Annotated in this window: 17 protein-coding genes; 8 read left to right on the top strand and 9 right to left on the bottom strand. The window is 59.0% G+C overall.

Annotated elements, in window-relative coordinates; all coding sequences use genetic code 11:
• Positions 1–140 precede the first annotated feature (140 nt).
• From MGMAQ_RS13940 to ftsE, 4 genes are read right to left on the bottom strand one after another with little or no spacing between them, the layout of a single operon-like run.
• Positions 141–896, bottom strand: a complete 756-nt coding sequence (locus tag MGMAQ_RS13940; RefSeq protein WP_046022014.1) for a 1-acyl-sn-glycerol-3-phosphate acyltransferase — start codon at positions 894–896, stop codon at positions 141–143.
• Positions 893–1,537 (bottom strand): YdcF family protein, encoded by a 645-nt coding sequence (locus tag MGMAQ_RS13935; protein ID WP_046022013.1) that lies wholly within the window; start codon positions 1,535–1,537, stop codon positions 893–895. The genes MGMAQ_RS13940 and MGMAQ_RS13935 overlap by 4 nt, the downstream gene beginning before the upstream one ends.
• A gap of 7 nt (positions 1,538–1,544) precedes the next feature.
• Positions 1,545–2,426, bottom strand: coding sequence for an ABC transporter permease (locus MGMAQ_RS13930; protein WP_046022012.1), 882 nt, complete (start codon positions 2,424–2,426; stop codon positions 1,545–1,547).
• Between the two features lies 1 nt (position 2,427).
• On the bottom strand, positions 2,428–3,147 hold the full coding sequence (gene ftsE, locus MGMAQ_RS13925; RefSeq protein ID WP_046023352.1) for a cell division ATP-binding protein FtsE: 720 nt from the start codon (positions 3,145–3,147) through the stop codon (positions 2,428–2,430).
• Positions 3,148–3,321: 174 nt separating this feature from the next.
• On the opposite strand from ftsE, the gene MGMAQ_RS19745 reads away from it, so the two are divergent.
• Positions 3,322–4,458, top strand: coding sequence for a DUF3426 domain-containing protein (locus MGMAQ_RS19745; protein ID WP_052716403.1), 1,137 nt, complete (start codon positions 3,322–3,324; stop codon positions 4,456–4,458).
• 9 nt (positions 4,459–4,467) lie between these two features.
• On the opposite strand, the gene MGMAQ_RS13910 is transcribed toward MGMAQ_RS19745, so the two are convergent.
• From MGMAQ_RS13910 to argH, 4 genes are read right to left on the bottom strand one after another with little or no spacing between them, the layout of a single operon-like run.
• Complete coding sequence (locus tag MGMAQ_RS13910; RefSeq protein WP_046022011.1) at positions 4,468–6,885, bottom strand: DUF4175 domain-containing protein; 2,418 nt, start codon at positions 6,883–6,885, stop codon at positions 4,468–4,470.
• Positions 6,869–8,149, bottom strand: coding sequence for a diaminopimelate decarboxylase (gene lysA / locus MGMAQ_RS13905; protein WP_046022010.1), 1,281 nt, complete (start codon positions 8,147–8,149; stop codon positions 6,869–6,871). Before lysA ends, MGMAQ_RS13910 begins: the two co-directional genes overlap by 17 nt.
• A 9-nt stretch (positions 8,150–8,158) precedes the next feature.
• Complete coding sequence (locus MGMAQ_RS21215) at positions 8,159–8,296, bottom strand: hypothetical protein (RefSeq protein ID WP_173427179.1); 138 nt, start codon at positions 8,294–8,296, stop codon at positions 8,159–8,161.
• Positions 8,293–9,693 (bottom strand): argininosuccinate lyase, encoded by a 1,401-nt coding sequence (gene argH, locus MGMAQ_RS13900; protein WP_046022009.1) that lies wholly within the window; start codon positions 9,691–9,693, stop codon positions 8,293–8,295. The genes MGMAQ_RS21215 and argH overlap by 4 nt, the downstream gene beginning before the upstream one ends.
• Before the next feature lie 45 nt (positions 9,694–9,738).
• On the opposite strand from argH, the gene MGMAQ_RS13895 reads away from it, so the two are divergent.
• The 7 genes from MGMAQ_RS13895 (at position 9,739) to MGMAQ_RS13865 (ending at position 15,479) form a co-directional block, all read left to right on the top strand.
• Complete coding sequence (locus tag MGMAQ_RS13895) at positions 9,739–10,299, top strand: TlpA disulfide reductase family protein (protein ID WP_148560963.1); 561 nt, start codon at positions 9,739–9,741, stop codon at positions 10,297–10,299.
• A 118-nt stretch (positions 10,300–10,417) separates the two neighbouring features.
• Positions 10,418–10,831, top strand: coding sequence for a bacteriohemerythrin (locus MGMAQ_RS13890; protein ID WP_046022008.1), 414 nt, complete (start codon positions 10,418–10,420; stop codon positions 10,829–10,831).
• Between the two features lie 64 nt (positions 10,832–10,895).
• Positions 10,896–11,366, top strand: a complete 471-nt coding sequence (gene greB / locus MGMAQ_RS13885) for a transcription elongation factor GreB (protein WP_082085593.1) — start codon at positions 10,896–10,898, stop codon at positions 11,364–11,366.
• Between the two features lie 169 nt (positions 11,367–11,535).
• On the top strand, positions 11,536–11,835 hold the full coding sequence (locus MGMAQ_RS13880; RefSeq protein WP_046022006.1) for an antibiotic biosynthesis monooxygenase: 300 nt from the start codon (positions 11,536–11,538) through the stop codon (positions 11,833–11,835).
• Between the two features lie 26 nt (positions 11,836–11,861).
• The gene (locus MGMAQ_RS13875; protein WP_046022005.1) at positions 11,862–12,911 is read left to right on the top strand and encodes a B12-binding domain-containing protein; all 1,050 of its coding nucleotides are present in this window, start codon (positions 11,862–11,864) and stop codon (positions 12,909–12,911) included.
• Positions 12,912–12,913: 2 nt separating this feature from the next.
• On the top strand, positions 12,914–14,110 hold the full coding sequence (locus MGMAQ_RS19740; protein WP_082085448.1) for a HAMP domain-containing sensor histidine kinase: 1,197 nt from the start codon (positions 12,914–12,916) through the stop codon (positions 14,108–14,110).
• Between the two features lie 118 nt (positions 14,111–14,228).
• Positions 14,229–15,479, top strand: coding sequence for an MFS transporter (locus MGMAQ_RS13865; protein ID WP_052716400.1), 1,251 nt, complete (start codon positions 14,229–14,231; stop codon positions 15,477–15,479).
• A gap of 29 nt (positions 15,480–15,508) precedes the next feature.
• Here MGMAQ_RS13865 and MGMAQ_RS13860 read toward each other — a convergent pair whose 3' ends face one another.
• Positions 15,509–16,636, bottom strand: a complete 1,128-nt coding sequence (locus tag MGMAQ_RS13860; RefSeq protein WP_148560962.1) for a GNAT family N-acetyltransferase — start codon at positions 16,634–16,636, stop codon at positions 15,509–15,511.
• Between the last annotated feature and the right edge of the window lie 3 nt (positions 16,637–16,639).

The following is a 16,639-nucleotide window of genomic DNA, read 5'->3' as shown; positions in this document are numbered from 1 at the left end:
GTCTTAGAGGCTATGCCTCGGGCGCCTTGGGGTCAAGGGAGATGTTCTTATTATGTTTCAACAGAATTCTCCCGAGACCCTTGGGGGCTCAAGCCTCTGGATTCATGGAAGAGGCGGCATTCGTCCCCATGATTCACAGGTCAGGCCGCCGATTGCTCCCCACCGTTATCCACAGGCAGCGGGCGTCCGGATTCGACCATCAACCGGTCGGTGGCGGTCTCGATGCGCTGCTCCAATTCAGCCATGAATTCCCGGCGCTTCAGCCCCTTGGGCATGGGCGGCAGGATTTCCATGGTTATGGTTCCCGGATAGCGCAGAAAGGTGCGTCGTCCCCAAAACAGGCCGGAGTTGATGGCCACCGGAATCACCGGCTGTTCGATGGCGCCATACACAGCGGCAATACCCGGGTGATAGGGCAGACGGGTGCCGGGCGCGGTTCGGGTGCCTTCGGGAAAGATGATCACCTGGCGGCCTTTGGTCATGCGGTCCTTGACCTCCCGAACCAGCATTTTAAGGGCCGAGGCGCCAGCCTCCCGGTCCACCGCGATGGCTCCGGCTTTCTTGGAGCAGCTTCCCCACATGGGAATGCGGGTCAGCTCGATCTTGAGCACATAATTGGGGTCATAAAGGAACAGGTAAAATGCAAAGGTGTCCCAGGCTGATTGATGCTTTCCGGCGATCACGCAGGCACCCTCGGGGATATGCTCCTTGCCCCGCACCTCGAATTTGATCCCGGCGATCCAATGCATGGCAAGGTGCAAGGACCCAGCCCAACGCTTGACGATCCATTGGATGACCGGCTGCGGAAAGGGAATGGACAGGAACATGGCAAAGACGAAGAACGCCTGTCCGATGACGAAATAGATATTGAACAGCAAGGATCGCAAAAACATCATGAGACGGCATCCGCGGGTTGGTCGGCCAAGTTTTCCAAAAACAGGCGCAGGCGGGCGAGAAGATACTTGTTGTACTCGCCGATGATCAAGCGGGTGGTTCCGGGCCACATCCACCACCGGTCCTGTTTGACCTGATCGGGAAACACCGCATGGGCGATCAGGGTTCGTCCGGGCAAGGTATGGCGAAATTCCAGCAACGTACGGGGCATATGGTAGCTGGCGGTCACCAGCCGCAAAGAGCCGATATTGTTCTCTTTTGCCCATTGGGCGGTTTCGCGCGCATTGCCGATGGTGTCGCGGGCGCCATAGCCCAATTCGATACAGCAGGTCAGAGATTGCGGGCTGCGTTGCGATAGACTCAACAATTGCCGTACATCCACGCCTTGATAGACCCCGGAAACGAACAGCTTGACGGCTTGTCCGGAGGCCAGAAGGTCCAGTCCGGTATCCAAGCGACCGCTGCCGCCGGTCAGGACGACGATGGCATCGGTTTTCTCATCGGGTCTTTCCGCCGATTGGGGCAATTGTCCGGTGAACCAGAATAGGCCGCCGCTCCAAGGAATCAGAAACATCAAGGCGACCATGAACAGCCCCTTGAGGCCACCCTTGTCCGGTTTGCGAGGGTAGGAGGAGCGTTTCATGGGCGCCTCAGAACATGCGGCGCAGGGTGGACAGGACCGTGCGATGGGCGGTCAGCATGGCTGTCAGGCCGGACAGGACGGGCAGGCATCCCAACACCACCAGATCGCCGGTGGACAGGGTCATTTCCGGCAGCATTTCGGCGCCCAGGTGCTCGGCAAAGGTGCCCAGGGCCCATAGCGTTGGACCGGCCAGCAGCAATCCGATCAGCCCCCCTTTGAGGCCCAGCATCAAGGACCGTTCGCCGAATTGGCGGGCAATATAGTTGTCTTGCGCGCCGGTCAGGTGCAGGACTTCGATCACGTCTTGATGAATGGCCAGCCCGGTGCGGGTGGCGAAAACGATGGTGGCCACCATGGCCAGGCCAATCAAAATCACCACCGACGTGGCCACGCCCTCGGCCGTCCGCATCAGGCCAATCAGGCGATTCAGCCATACTTGATGGTCATCCACCGTCGCGCCGGGGATTTTTTCGGCAACACCGACAGCCAGATCTTCGACCTTCAGATCGGCATCCTCGGACAGATGGACATCGATCAACCGGGGCAGCGGTAGATCCCCCAGAGTTTCCGGCGGCCCCAGCCAGGGAGCCAAAAGCTCCCGAAGGCTGCGCGGATCGAGCACCTGAACCTGCGTGACATCGGGAATTTCATTGAGCATGCGGCGGATGGTATCCACCCGGCGGTTGGTCTCGGCGACCTTGTCCGAGGCTGGAATCTGAATGGTTAGCGTGGCTTCCACACCCTGGTCCCAGCGCGCGGCCAGGCGTTCCATGGTCAGGGCGCCGGCCAGGGTCAAGGCGGCCAGAAAAACCATGAAGGCAATCAGCCAGGGCAGGAATTTGCCAATGCCGTCGCGATCCAAAGGCAGGTCGGTCCGCCGGACACTCATGTTATCCGGCCTCCTGTCTTGGCGGGATCATGGCGTCCTGGGCGGTGGTGAAATCCACCTGTCCAATATTCAAGCGGATCACCGGATATTCGCGGCTGCGGATCAGGTTTTCGTTGTGGGTGGCGACCACCACCGTCGTTCCCAGGCGGTTCAATTCCTCGAATAGATGCACCAACCGCTCGGCGATGCGGTCGTCCACGTTGCCGGTGGGCTCATCGGCCAGCAACAGATGCGGGCGGGCGATCACCGCGCGGGCAATGGCCACCCGTTGCTGCTGTCCGCCCGACAAAGTCGGCGGGCGGGCTTTCATGTGATCTTGCAAGCCGACCCAGGCCAGAAGTTCTTCCACATGGCGGCGGACCTCGGCTTCGCGGATACCGGCGACGCGCAGGGGCAGGGCCACATTGTCGAAGGTGCTCAAATGTTTGAGTAGGCGAAACTCCTGAAACACCACACCAATGCGGCGGCGCAGTTCCGGCATCTGATCGCGCGGGGTGGTGGCCACATCGCGTCCGAAAAGGGTGATCAGCCCCCGCGACGGCTTCAAGGCCAGGTACATCAATTTAAGCAGCGATGATTTACCGGCACCCGACGGGCCGACCAGGAAATGAAACGATCCGGCATCCAGCGTGAACGACAGATCCTGCAACACTTCCGGACCCAGTCCGTAGCGCAGTCCGACATTCTCGAATCGCACCACTTTTTCATCGTCGGAGTGCATCAAATCCGCCTGATTACCTTTGTTTGCAAGTTGCTTTTGACCGCGGGCGCACTTTCGCATGCCCGGCCTTCCGCGTCCAGGGGCCAAGGGTTGGGGATTGTGCCTCTCAGCATCTTGCCTTTGATCGAGTAAAAGCCTATAAGGGTTGGAAACTTAGGAAGGTTTTCGCGCTCGATGATTATTACTTGTCCGAATTGTTCAACAAGCTATTCCATCGATCCCGCCACATTGGGCGCGCAGGGCCGTACGGTCCGCTGTTCCAATTGCGGCCATAATTGGAACCAGACCCAGCAGGAGGCCAACCAACCGGCGCCTCCGCCTCCGCCCCCGCCTCCACCACAAGAACAGGCCTACCCCTATGGTCCGCCGGGTGGCTATCCGCAGCAGCCGCCCTATTATCCGCCGCCGCCGGGAGCCTATTACCCGCCGCCGGGTGGCTATCCGCCGCCATACGGCCAGCCGGGCCAGCCTGGTCAAATGCAGCCTGGTCAAATGCCGCCGGGGCAAATGCCCGATATGAATCAACCTCTGCCCGATCCGGCGCCCGAGCCGGAACCGGAAGAGGATGAAGACGATATCCAATTCAGTTTGCCCGAGGAACCCGAGCCCGATCCGGAAGACATCGCGGTAGAGGACGAGGTTCCCGAGCCGGAACCCGAACCTGAGCCGGAACCCGAGGAAGAGCCGGAAGAGATGCCCGAGGAACTGGCCAACGAGCCGGATCCCGAACCGATGGCGTCATTTGCCGATGATGACGAGGACGACGGGGGCGAATTCGAGGAATTCGAAAAGATGCCGGACCCGGAACCCATTCCGCAGGTCTTTACCGCCGACCTGGACGAGCCGGACAAAAAAGAGAAAAAGGGTGGCGCCATTCTGCGCGTGATCCTAATCATCGTCGCCTTGCTGGCGGTGGCAGCGGGCATGGGGGCCTACTTCTACAAGGATGAACTGGGCGAGATGGTGCCGGGGGCCGAGGGAATCCTCGAGGCTATGGAAACAGAAGAGGAAATGGGCGCCGGGCTTGAGATTCAAAATACCAAGACCGAGTTCAGCGATGAAGGCGGCGCCCAGGTGATGGTCGTGCGCGGCGAAATCGTCAACATCTCCGAAATCGACCGGTCGATCCCGAACATCAAGCTGTCGGTGGTCAACCAGAACGGCGTTGAAGTTCAGAGCCTGGTGGTCAAACCGTCTCAACCGGATGTGAATGCCGCCGGACGCCAGCGGTTCAAGGCGGTGCTGCGGAATCTGAGCGAAGAAGCGGCCAACCTGGAAGTTTTGTTCACCAAGGATCCGCCAACTAATTGATTGGGTTGGTTATTCCCTTTCGAGGAGTCGCCGCAGGTAGCGGCGCTCTTCGTTTGATCGTTGGTCTTCATTGGCCCGGCGCTGGATTTCCCGGCGGATCTTGGTGGCCCGTTCGGCGACACCTTCCTTGGGAATGCCAATGGGGCCGGTCTGCGCCTCGCCCATGGGGGATCCCCCCCGGCGTCCAAAGGGATCTTGCCCCTGGCCTCGGCCCATCATCGGCATGCGGCCTTTGCCGCCGCCCGCCGCCTTGGATAGATCCTGCAACATCTGATCCAGACCCTTGCGTAACCCGTCCAGAGCCTCGGACTGGCGGGGCAGGGCGCTACGGGCCCGCTGGCTCTCCAAGGCCCGTTCGGCCCGGCTCATGGCCAAACCGGCCTTGGTCAGGTCCAGCGGTACATCCCCCAACAGCTTGGCCAGTTTCCCACGGGTCTTCGTCAGGCGCCCGGCCAGATCCTGCTGCCGCTCCGCCAACGACTGCAACCGAGCCCTTTCATCGGCGTCCATCTTGCGCTTGGCCCTGGGGACCTTCGGGTCCATGGGAGTTTGGGGCGGGACGGTGCGGAAAGTTTCGTCCATCACCTGTTGCTGCTCGCTTTCCAAGGCCCGGAGGTCGTCAAGGATTTCCTGGGCGGCGCGCAGGGCTTCCGGGTCCATGCCACCTTTCCCGGCTTCCTGGAGCGCATTGGTGATCTGGCCCAGTTCCCCCAGCAGGTCCATGGCCTCTTCGAAATTCCCTTCGCGCATCAGTTGGGCCAATTTGTCGAGCATGCGTTCCAGATCGTCGCCGGTCACCACCCGGGTGGCCTCCATCAACGGTTGCAGGTCCGGGGGCACATCGCTCAGAGCCTTCTCCATCGCCCGCATCATGCGCTCCATGGCCTCGCGCAGGGACTGAGCCAACGCGGCCAGATCGCCCTTGTCAACGCCGTCGCGCAGGGCTTCCAACAGATCCTGCCGCGCCTTTTCCAGGTCCCGGCGGGCCAGACCCATGTTGCCTTCCTCCAGGCGCAGGGCCAGATCCCAAAACAGGTCGCGCAGGACACCTATGACCGCTGGATCATTGTTTTCCAACAGGCGGGTCTGGGCGGTCGCCAGTCCGAGATAGACCACGATGTCGTGATCAAAGGCATCTGGGTTCCGCTTCAGGCGGTTCAAGCTGAGAGCCCCATAGACCCGGCTCTGTTTGTCCGAGGCCAGACGGGACCGCAGTCTTGCCAGTTCCGTGGCCACCGGATGGGAAAAGACCCGGGTCGGCAAAGAGGTCAGCACCGGTTCGGTGACTGTTTCATTGCCCGCCGCATCCCGGGCCCAAAGGCGCAAGGCCGCCTTTTGTCCGGCCCAGGCATGGCGGGCCATGTCATGGTTGAGGCGTCCGATCGGGCGTCGTTCGGAGGGCGGGGCCAGGGCGATCCGCTGGGCCGCGATGGTTGTCGCCGGCAAGTTGATCACCAAATCCATGGCGACAATGCCATAGTCGTCGCGACCGCTATAGGCCACCTTGAGCAGGCCCAGGCTGTTGCCTTCCGGGGCTTCGGCGAATGCCAGGTCGGGCGCGAGATCGGGGATCAGGCTCAACGGCCAAGCGGCGACGGGATCCGCACCCGCCAAGAGTTGAATATCGTTGCCGCGATCAAGAACAACCTCGACCCGTCGGCTGCCATCCCCCAGGTCTGACAAGGGGGTATCCTGATCGCCCTGGCGCAGCACCAAATCCGCGTCCGAGCCGGAAACCTGCAAGAGCAGACGGCTCCGCACCGGCACGCGGACCGGCCCCAAACCGGCCTGATCCCGGTGCAGCGGCGGAACGCCCGTATAGTCCGGCGGTGTGATCCACATATCCAACTGAGCCAGCGGAAAGGAATCAGAAGCCGCCACCGGGGTCAGGGCGCGACCCAGACGGGGGGGGATATCGCCCCAGGCCGTGGCGATGGCCGCAACCAAAAGCAATAGTGGAACCGTGCGCAGGGCCCAGGGATCCAGTTTGGCGACCTCGGGGCGCGGCGGCGTCCAGCGCAGCCTGTCGAGAGTTTGAGCCGCCCGAGATACATGAGCCCGCCACAGGGCATCGGTCCGCGAGTCACGCTGGTTCGGGTTGACAGGTTTGTCGCGGAGGGTGGTCAAGGGATGGTGGACGAGCGCGCTGTCAGTCTCCAATCGTCGGGCGACTTCCGCCTCGGTGACCGCCGGCGCGGTGATCACGGCTCGGATCAAGGTCAGCAAAAACCCGACGGCGAAGGATGCCAGCAGCAGCCCATGCAGCCACCCGGGCAACAATGGCAGCCAGTCGGTAAGAGCGATGGCAAAAAACAGATAGAGCAGCCCGATGGGAATCCATAGCCGAGGCCAAAGGATTTCCCAGGCCAGCCCGGCACGGGCCAGCGGTAACAGGCGGTTCAGTCTGGTCTCACGCCGGGTCGTCATCTCCCTCCAACCAGTCGGGCATGGATTCCAAGGCCAGCAGATCGGCCACTTCCATCCGCCGACGCACCACCGTCCAACGGTCGCCGGAAGCCAGCACCTCGGGGATTCCCGCGCGGGTGTTATAGGTGTTGGCCATCACCGCGCCATAGGCTCCGGCGGTGCGCATGATCAACAGATCCCCTTGCTCCATGGCGGGCAAAGGGCGCTGTTTGCCAAAGGTATCGCCGGTTTCACAAATGGGGCCGACCACGTCCACCGGCAAGGGTTCGGCGTTGCTGTCCGATTGCCGCACCGGTTCCATATGATGGTAGGCGTCATAGAGGGTCGGACGCATCAAATCGTTCATGCCCGCATCGACCACATAGAAGGTCCGGGTGGCGCCTTCCTTGCGGTACAGCAGCCGGGTGACCAGCACTCCGGCGTTGCCAGTGATCATGCGACCGGGTTCAAGCACCAACAGGCAATCCAGGTTGCCCACGGTTTCCTTGACCAGCGCCGCATAGTCGGCGGGTGCCGGAGACGGTCCGCCGTCATAGGGAATGCCCAATCCACCGCCCAGGTCCAGGTTGCGGATATCATGGCCGTCCTGGCGCAGCATGGCCACCAGATCGCTGATCTTGAGAAAGGCCTTGCGGAAAGGTTCCAGATCGAGCAATTGCGAGCCGATATGGACCGACAGCCCGACCACCTCGATCCCCGGCAGGTCGCGGGCCTTGGCATAGATCTCCCGGGCCGCCGTCCATTCGATACCGAACTTGTTTTCCTTCAGTCCGGTGGTGATCTTGTGATGCACACCGGCGTCCACATCCGGATTGACCCGGATGGCCACCGGCGCCGTCTTGCCACGGGCCACGGCGATTTCCGACAGCTTGCGCAACTCCGGTTCGGATTCCACGTTGAACTGCAAAATGCCCGCATCCAGTCCGGCAATCAATTCCGCTTCGGTCTTGCCGACGCCCGAGAATACGATTTTTTGTGCGGGAATGCCTGCTTGTTGAGCCCGGCGCAGCTCGCCGCCGGAAACCAGGGCGACTCCGGCGCCGCGCAGGCCCAGAGTGCGGATCACTGCCATGTTGGAATTGGCTTTGATGGCATAGGCCACCAGGGCGTTCTGGCCCTCGAAGGCATCGGCGAAGGCGTCATAGTGCCGTTCCAGGGTGGCGCTGGAATAACAATAGAACGGCGTGCCGACCGACTCGGCGATGGTGGCGAGCGGCACGTCTTCCACATGCATCTGGCCGTCACGATATTGGAAATGGTCCATGGGGAACTCTTACTTGCTTGGGTACTTGCGGGGATATTGGCTGCCTTCAGGATGGCGCGGGGCGCCCTTTTTGCCGCAGGCGGCAAGCAGCAGCGCCGGAAGCGCCACAACCATCAACGATAGAAATTTTCGGCGGCTGAGCATCATCCGGCCTCCCCATGGAGAAATCGGCGCCGGGCCTCGGCCACGGCGGCGCGTACGTTGTCCGGCGCGGTGCCGCCAAAGCTGGTCCGGCTGGCCACCGATGAAGCGACCCCCAGAACCGAAAACAGGTCCTCGGTAATCCCCGGCTCCACCGTCTGCATGTCTTGCAATGATAATTGATCCAGATCGATGCCGCGATCCTCTGCCATCTTTACCAGCGCGCCGGTCACATGATGGGCCTGGCGAAAGGGCAGACCCAATACCCGTACCAGCCAGTCGGCCAGATCGGTGGCGGTGATGAAACCCAAAGCCGTAGAGGCCCGCATGCGGTCGGTATCAAAGGTAACGTCGGTGATCATGCCGGTCATGGCGGCCAGGCAGAGGTCCAGGGTGTCGGCGGCCTCGAAAAGCGGTTCCTTGTCGTCCTGCATGTCCTTGGAATAGGCCAGCGGCAGGCCCTTCATAACAATCAGCAAGGCGTTCAAGTCACCGATGACCCGCCCGGCCTTGGCCCGGACCAGCTCGGCGGCATCGGGGTTGCGCTTTTGCGGCATGATCGAGCTGCCGGTGGAGAAGCTGTCGGGTAGCTTGACGAAGCCGAACTGGGCGCTGGACCAGATGACCATTTCCTCGGCCAGCCGCGACAGATGGGTGGCCGCGATGGCGGCGGTGGACAGATATTCCAAGGCGAAATCACGGTCTGAAACGGCATCCAGGGAATTGGCGCAAGGACGGTCGAAGCCCATTTCCCGGGCGGTCATTTCCCGGTCGATGGGAAAAGAGGTCCCGGCCAGGGCGGCGGCGCCCAACGGGGATTCATTCATCCGGGCGCGGGCGTCCTTGGCCCGTCCCCGGTCGCGCCCGGTCATTTCCACATAGGCGAGCAGATGATGCCCCAGGGTCACCGGCTGCGCGCTTTGCAAGTGGGTGAAGCCCGGCAGAACGTCGGCGGCATGGGTCTCGGCCCGATCAATCAATGCCTGTTGCAAGGCCTGCAAGCCCAGGTCCAGGCGATCAAACGCGTCGCGGACCCAGAGCTTGAAGTCGGTGGCTACCTGATCATTGCGCGAGCGGGCGGTGTGCAGACGACCGGCCGCCTCGCCGATCAGGTCGGTCAGCCGGGACTCCACATTCATGTGGATGTCTTCCAGGTCCCGCCGGAAGGTGAAACTTCCGGCCTCAATTTCGTCACGGATCTTTGCTAGACCATCAAGGATGGACTTGGCGTCGGCCTCGGATATGATCCCTGCGCGCGCCAGCATCCGGCAATGGGCCATGGAGGCGGCGATGTCCTGGGCGTACAGACGCCGGTCGAAGCCGATGGAGGCGTTGATCTCCTCCATGATTTCAGAGGGCCCACCACCAAACCGGCCGCCCCAGATGGTGCTGCCGCCGCTCATAAGAAGGTTTCCCGTGGGGTCGGGACAAAGGAATAAGGATTGATCATGGTCTTCAAGTTTCTCGCAAGGGCCGCCGTCTTGGCCGCCGTGGTTATGGTCGGGCTCTGGGTTCCCGCAACCGGTTTGGCCGGTGAGAGAGAAAGCGGACTGCACAAGCTTGTCCGGACCGTCCCGCCCCGTCCCGTGCCGGACATACCGTTTCTCGATGGGTCGGGCAAGCAACGTAGCATTGCCGAGTTCCGGGGCAAAGTGGTGTTGTTGAACTTCTGGGCCACTTGGTGCCCGCCCTGTATCCGCGAAATGCCATCTTTGAACTATGTGCAGGCCATGCTGAAGGAAGAAGGGTTTGTGGTGTTGGCGTTGTCGCAGGACCGGGGAAAAAAGAACCAGGAGAAGGCGCGTGCCTTTTTGAAAGAAAAGAACCTCACCAGCATCGACCTGTATTTCGATGACAAATCGACTCTGGCGAAGAAGGTGGGAGCCCGCAGCCTGCCCATGACCTTGTTGGTCGATAAACAGGGGAACGAAGTGGCGCGATTGCTGGGGACCGCCGAATGGCATCACCCAGATTCCGTGGCCCTGTTCCGCACCGAAATGTCCAAGTAGGGCAAGGATGATTTTTGTGTTGCAATGATCTTGTGCGTGCGCGGTCACGCGTATAGGCTCAAGACATTGAAACGCTCGCGATAGGGCGTGCTTTGTATTGATAGACAGGGGTTTTCCCATGGCGATGATCGTTTGGAACGACAAGATGAGTGTCGGAGTGGAAACTCTCGACAACGACCATAAAATCCTGATCGATTTGCTTAACCGGGTGCATTCGGTGGCCGGTGAAGGCGGCGGCGGTGATCAGGGCGTTCTTGCCAAGACCCTGGATGAACTGCTGGATTATGTTCGCTATCACTTCGAGGCCGAGGAAAGGCTGATGAAGCTGGCGGACTACCCCAATATCGAGGCGCATCAGGAACTGCACAAGACCATGGGCGCCAAGGTGGCCGAGAAGCATGCCGAACTGGTGGAAAGTGGCCTGGATGAAAAGGGCAGCTTGGAATTGATGAACTTCCTTTCCGACTGGTTGATCCGCCACATCCTGCGCGAGGACATGAAATACAAGCCCTATCTCGCCGGTGAAAGCTGACCCCAAGACGGATACCGATGACGACGAAGACGCGCCCGCCCTGCCGTCGGGTGTGAAGAACTACATGACTCCGCAAGGGTTCCGGAGCATGGAGAAGGAGATGCACGGCCTGATGCGCGACGAGCGTCCGAAGATCGTTGAGATCGTCTCCTGGGCCGCGGGGAACGGTGATCGTTCGGAAAACGGCGATTACATTTATGGCAAAAAGAAGCTGCGCGAGATCGACCGCCGCATCCGCTTTCTCACCAAGCGATTGGAAAATGCCGAGGTCGTTGATCCGGCCCGCCAAACCCATTTGGAGAAAGTCTATTTCGGGGCCACCGTCACCTATGTCGGTGACGACGACCAAGAACATACCGTGACCCTGGTGGGGATCGACGAAACGGACCTGGAGCGCGGGCGTATCTCCTGGCGTTCTCCCATTGGCCGGGCCCTGTTCAAGGCTGGCGAAGGCGATGTGGTCAAGGTTCATACCCCGGCGGGCCGGGTACCGGTCGAGGTGTTGGAGATTCGATACGGCGATAATCCAGATTGATGTGAATACCCATTGCACCCTTTTGATTGGTCAATGAATTTATACTAAAGTATATTTCTTGTCGATGCTGCCGACCGTTGCCTAAGCGCAAAGATTGTTTGGGAAAGCGGTTTCTCCGCTGATCCTCATTTGTTATTCTTTGGCGGTAATTATCTCGAGGCCCCCACCAGTGCATATCGTTATCAGTCGGTTTGAAGTGGCCAATGGCCTGGAAGCGGAAGTCAAAAAAGCCTTCCGCGAACGCCCCCATATGGTTGATGGCGCCCCCGGGTTTATTCGGATCGATGTGGTCAGCCCGCTCGACAATCCCGCCGAGATTCAATTGATTACCTTTTGGGAAGACGAGGCCAGCTACGAGACCTGGTACCACAGCCATGCTTATTCCGACTCCCATGCCGGGATCCCCAAAGGATTGAAGCTCAATCCGAAAAAGACAAAAATACGCGCCTACGAACACGTTGTTTCCTGATACCCAAGTGAAAAGGGGGAATCCCCATGCTCGTTCAGCCTCTTAGTGGATATGGTTCCATCGGTGAAGCCATCGCCGCCGCCGTGGTTGATTTGCAATATGAGCGAGACCCGAGCTTGGAAGGGCGATACGGAAAGACCGGTCGGTCCAAATGCATTCAGGATTCACGCTTCCATGTGGGCTACCTGTTGGAAGCGGCGGACCAGGATCGGCCCGATGTTTTCCTTTCCTATGCTGCCTGGGTTAAAGCCGTCTTGGGGCGCTTCGGTGTGGGGCATCCTGATCTTGCGGATCACTTTGCCATCATGCGCGAGGTGGTTGCGGACCGATTGGCCGGGGACCAACGCACCTGCGCCTTGGCAGCCCTGGACGCGGCCATTCGCCAACTTCCCCATATGCCGGACGAGCCACAGTCCTACCTGCGCGACGACAATCCTTTGGCGGGTTTGGCCCGTGACTATCTGGCCGCATTGATTAACCGGCAACGAGATCAGGCCATGACCCTGATCAAAGGGGCAATTTCCGATACGGTCACCGTCCGAGACATTTACATTCACGTATTCCAGCCAGTGCAAAGGGAGGTCGGGCGCCTTTGGCAACTGGGCGAAATCAGTGTCGCTCAGGAACACTATGGCAGCGCGGTCACTCAATTGGTCATGTCACAGCTCTATTCCTATATTTTCTCCGGCGAGCGGGTGGGCAAGACCTTCGTGGCCGCCTGTGTGGGCGATGAACTGCATGAACTGGGAATGCGCATGGTTGCGGATTTCATGGAAATGGAAGGCTGGGACACGGTCTATCTGGGGGCCAATATGCCCATGGAGGAGATCGTGGGTGCCGTGGTCGAGAATAAGGCCGACGCCTTGGGCCTTTCGGCAACCCTGCCGTTCCATGTGGGGCGGGTGCGCGACATCGTCACCGCGGTACGGGCCGACCCCTCTGCGCGTGACGTCTTGGTGATCGTGGGCGGGTATGCCTTTGGCGAGGGCGGCGGCGACTGGCGCATTACCGGTGCAAACGCCTATGCCGCCGATGCCGCCGGCGCGGTGCGCACATTGAAGATGGATGGATCTTGATCATGGAGTCAAGAATTTCACCAAGCGTCTGTGGCGCGGTCTTGCGTTGTGACGAAGACGGCATGATTCTCATTGCCGACAATTGCGACTTGTTTGATGACGAGACCGCTTTGCAGGGGCATTTGTTCAGTACCTTGTTCGATTCCAAATCGGTGGAGCGAGCCTTGCAGGTGGTGTTCGACTTGCGTCACGAGGCGCCGGTTTTTTCTCACGAACTCAATCTCGTGGTCGGAGAGGGCCGGGTTCAGACCGTGTTTGTATCTGGCTTCAAAGAGGATGATCATCTGGTCTTTCTCCTTTCCCCGGCCCCAGAGGAGTTGTTCGATCTCTATGCGGAACTGATTCAAATCAACAATGAGCAGGCCAATTTCATCCGCTCTTTGAGCAAGGAGTTGCGCCGCCCCTCCCAGCATTCGGACAATGAGATTTTCGAACAGATCACCCGGCTGAACAATGAACTGGCCAATGCCCGCCGGGAGCTGGCAAAAAAAAATCTGCAGTTGGAACGGCTCAATGCCGAAAAGGACAAGCTCATGGGAGTGGTAGCCCATGATCTGCGCAATCCGTTGGGAGTGATTTCCGGCTATGCCCAGTTGCTGACCCGCCGCATCGGTGACAGCGATGAGAAGGCATCGCGGATGACCGAGAACATTATGACCAGCAGCACTTTCATGCTCCAGATGGTCGAGGACTTGCTCGATACCGCAAAGATCACCTTGGGCAAACAGGAACTCAACCTGGCAACAGTGAACCTGACCAAGTTGATCGGCAGTGCCGTGGATATGAACCGCACGGTGGCCGGGATCAAGGATATCTCTCTTGAACTGCGGATGCCCGAGGCTCTGCCACCGGCACGCCTGGATGAGAATAAGGTGCGTCAGACTCTCAATAATCTCATTGGGAACGCGGTCAAGTACTCCCCCGCCAATTCGGCAATTGCTATCAGGGTAAGCGAGAAGATCGATCATTTCTCTGTCCAGGTGATTGATCAGGGGCCAGGGATCCCGGAAATGGAACAAGGCAAGCTGTTCAAGGCCTTTTCCACCACCAGCGTGCGCGGTACCGCCGGGGAGAAAAGCACCGGCCTGGGGCTGAATATCTGCAAGAATATCATCGAGGCCCATGGGGGGGAGTTGGGCTTCAAGAGCACCGTGGGCGAAGGCTCCAACTTCTGGTTCGAACTGCCCTACGGCTCTTGATCCGGGCTGTTTCCCGCACAGATTCCGCTGTCTTAGAGCAGGCATGCGAATTCCGCGGGTTCGCCTGTCGCCCAATCCTGATATAAGAAAGAGCATTCAATAATTCGAAAGACCCGGAATGATGGCCGACCGTTCCGACACACGCCTATTCTCGCCGGTGTTGATAGCCGGTTGCTTGATCTTGATGACCGGCTTCGCCATTCGGGCCAGTTTTGGCATTTTTCAGATTCCCATCGCCGAACAATTCGGCTGGCTACGGGCCGAGTTTTCCTTTGCCATCGCCATTCAGAATCTGGCCTGGGGGGTCGGTCAGCCGTTGTTCGGTGCATTGGCGGAAAAGGTGGGAGACAAGAAAGCCATTGTCCTGGGGGCTCTGGTCTATGCCCTGGGGTTGGTGTTGAGCAGTTTCGCCGTGACGCCGCAAGCCCACCAATTCTATGAGGTCCTGGTTGGATTCGGCATCGCCGGGACAGGTTTCGGGGTCATTCTGGCTGTGGTCGGGCGGGCGGCGTCGGACGAGAACCGCTCCCTTGCCTTGGGCATCGCGACGGCCGCCGGGTCCGCCGGACAGATCGTCGGGCCGCCCCTGGCCGATAGCCTGTTACAGGTGATGCCCTGGTCATCGGTATTCATCGTGTTTGCCGGGGGAATTCTGGCGGTACTGCTGGTGCTGCCGATGCTGGGCAAGGAAATCAAAGTTGCCCCCAATCCCCAAGAAGAGAGCTTGAGCGAGGTCCTGAGGACGGCCCTGAAGGATCCGACTTTCACTTTGATCTTTCTCGGGTTCTTTTCCTGTGGCTTTCAACTGGCCTTTATTACTGCCCATTTTCCGGCCTATGTGACCGAAGTATGCGCCGCCATCCCGCCCAATAGCGTCATTCGTAGCCTGGGAGTCAATACCACCTCCGGCTTGGGCGCCTTTTCCATCGCTCTCATCGGCGCCGCCAATATTGCGGGCACCATCGCCGCCGGGGCATTGGGAAAGCACTTCTCCAAGAAGTACCTGTTGGCGTTGATCTATACCGGACGGACCATAATTGCCGCCGGATTCATCCTGCTGCCCATGACGCCAACCACGGTGGTGGTTTTTTCCGTCACCATGGGGGCTCTGTGGCTGGCGACCGTGCCCCTGACATCGGGGTTGGTGGCGCAGATCTACGGATTGCGATACATGGGCACGCTCTACGGAATCGTGTTCTTCTCCCACCAGTTGGGTTCGTTCCTCGGCGTATGGCTGGGCGGTAATTTATATGACCGGTTCGGTTCCTATGACGTGGTCTGGTGGGTCGGGGTGGGCGTCGGTGCCTTTAGCGCCCTGGTCCATCTGCCAGTGCGCGAGACACCGAGAGTGCGCCTGGAGACAGCGTGAATCAGTGTCTTCCAATCCATGAATGAACTTTAGCGGTTGAATGGGCGAGTTTTATGAAGTCTTTCATGTATTCTTCCGACCAGTTTCTGTTTAATGCTTTTAACCTTCCTCATTTTCATGAGTTTAATATATAGGAGACCGTAAAAGGTGTTTGGTATCATATAGCTATTCATAGTGAAGGTATCATTGGTCCATATTTTCTTGTATCCCTCTGGACCAGGCATGAAGTCAAAATGGTGGACGCCATTTTCGAAGCACCAGAGCAGCAATTTTTCAAGAAGAAGTCTTCCAGGTGAGTATTTTTCGAATTCATAATCATAAGAAAACATATGAAAGGTAAAATTGCCATTGTTATTAAATCCGTATCCTGCGGAAATAGTTCTATCTCCTATATTTATGCGGCATAGAAGTACATCAAATTGTTCGCTTGAAGTTTCTTTTACGGCGGAGTTAATAAATTTATTGTATTGTTCTGATACAAAATGGTCTTCCCTTTTTCCTTTTCGCGTCAGCCATACGGATTTTTGCTGCAACAACCAGTCGATTTCTTTTTTCACCTCTGAGGCTTTTTGAGGGATAAGCTCAAAATTGACCGGGTCGCCCAGTTCTCCGAGACGCCGCCATTGCCGCCGCTGGTCGCTAAGCATCTTTTTGGGCAAGGTCTTTAGGTAGTCGTCCCAGGTCGAAAAACGGCTGAAGTTCACAAAGCGGGAGACCTGCTCAATCTGCCTGTGATCCGGAATTCTATTCTTCAGGAATTGGCCCAGGAGAGAATTCGAAAGCACTTGCTGAAATACAAACAGGTCAGCCGAAAGAGCAGGGCTCTTTCTCAGAAATTCCCAGGCTTGTTCCAGCCAGTCCATGGCTTGCGGCCTGTCCGTTACCAAGGGCCCGCGATATTCCATCTTGTCCGAGCATAGCAGGCGGACACGGCGTCCTTCCTTTTGCAGCGGCCATATCAGTTCGACCCTTTCCCCCCGTTTGCCAACGACCAGAAACAGCTTGTGTCCCTGTTCCGAGGCAACGTGCTTCCATACCCGGGACAGCCAGTCAAAGCTTTGGAAGAAATGTGGATGAAAGGCCCGTTGAAAAAGGTCCCGCCAATCCTTTTCCAGCGCGTCGAGTTCCTCCGACGTCTGGATGACGCTCAGATCCAATCT

The organism is Magnetospira sp. QH-2 (assembly GCF_000968135.1).
Classification (GTDB): Bacteria; Pseudomonadota; Alphaproteobacteria; order Rhodospirillales; family Magnetospiraceae; genus Magnetospira.
This window is presented reverse-complemented; position numbering and strand designations above follow the sequence as displayed.

Coding starts and splice junctions, on each gene's coding strand:
- MGMAQ_RS13935 (WP_046022013.1), bottom strand. CDS start 1,537: ATGAAACGCTCCTCCTACCCTCGCAAACCGGACAAGGGTGGCCTCAAG.
- lysA (WP_046022010.1), bottom strand. CDS start 8,149: ATGGACCATTTCCAATATCGTGACGGCCAGATGCATGTGGAAGACGTG.
- MGMAQ_RS19740 (WP_082085448.1), top strand. CDS start 12,914: ATGGAGTCAAGAATTTCACCAAGCGTCTGTGGCGCGGTCTTGCGTTGT.
- MGMAQ_RS13910 (WP_046022011.1), bottom strand. CDS start 6,885: ATGACGACCCGGCGTGAGACCAGACTGAACCGCCTGTTACCGCTGGCC.
- argH (WP_046022009.1), bottom strand. CDS start 9,693: ATGAGCGGCGGCAGCACCATCTGGGGCGGCCGGTTTGGTGGTGGGCCC.
- MGMAQ_RS13865 (WP_052716400.1), top strand. CDS start 14,229: ATGATGGCCGACCGTTCCGACACACGCCTATTCTCGCCGGTGTTGATA.
- ftsE (WP_046023352.1), bottom strand. CDS start 3,147: ATGCACTCCGACGATGAAAAAGTGGTGCGATTCGAGAATGTCGGACTG.
- MGMAQ_RS19745 (WP_052716403.1), top strand. CDS start 3,322: ATGATTATTACTTGTCCGAATTGTTCAACAAGCTATTCCATCGATCCC.
- MGMAQ_RS13930 (WP_046022012.1), bottom strand. CDS start 2,426: ATGAGTGTCCGGCGGACCGACCTGCCTTTGGATCGCGACGGCATTGGC.
- MGMAQ_RS13895 (WP_148560963.1), top strand. CDS start 9,739: ATGGTCTTCAAGTTTCTCGCAAGGGCCGCCGTCTTGGCCGCCGTGGTT.
- MGMAQ_RS13890 (WP_046022008.1), top strand. CDS start 10,418: ATGGCGATGATCGTTTGGAACGACAAGATGAGTGTCGGAGTGGAAACT.
- MGMAQ_RS13875 (WP_046022005.1), top strand. CDS start 11,862: ATGCTCGTTCAGCCTCTTAGTGGATATGGTTCCATCGGTGAAGCCATC.
- greB (WP_082085593.1), top strand. CDS start 10,896: ATGACTCCGCAAGGGTTCCGGAGCATGGAGAAGGAGATGCACGGCCTG.
- MGMAQ_RS21215 (WP_173427179.1), bottom strand. CDS start 8,296: ATGATGCTCAGCCGCCGAAAATTTCTATCGTTGATGGTTGTGGCGCTT.
- MGMAQ_RS13940 (WP_046022014.1), bottom strand. CDS start 896: ATGATGTTTTTGCGATCCTTGCTGTTCAATATCTATTTCGTCATCGGA.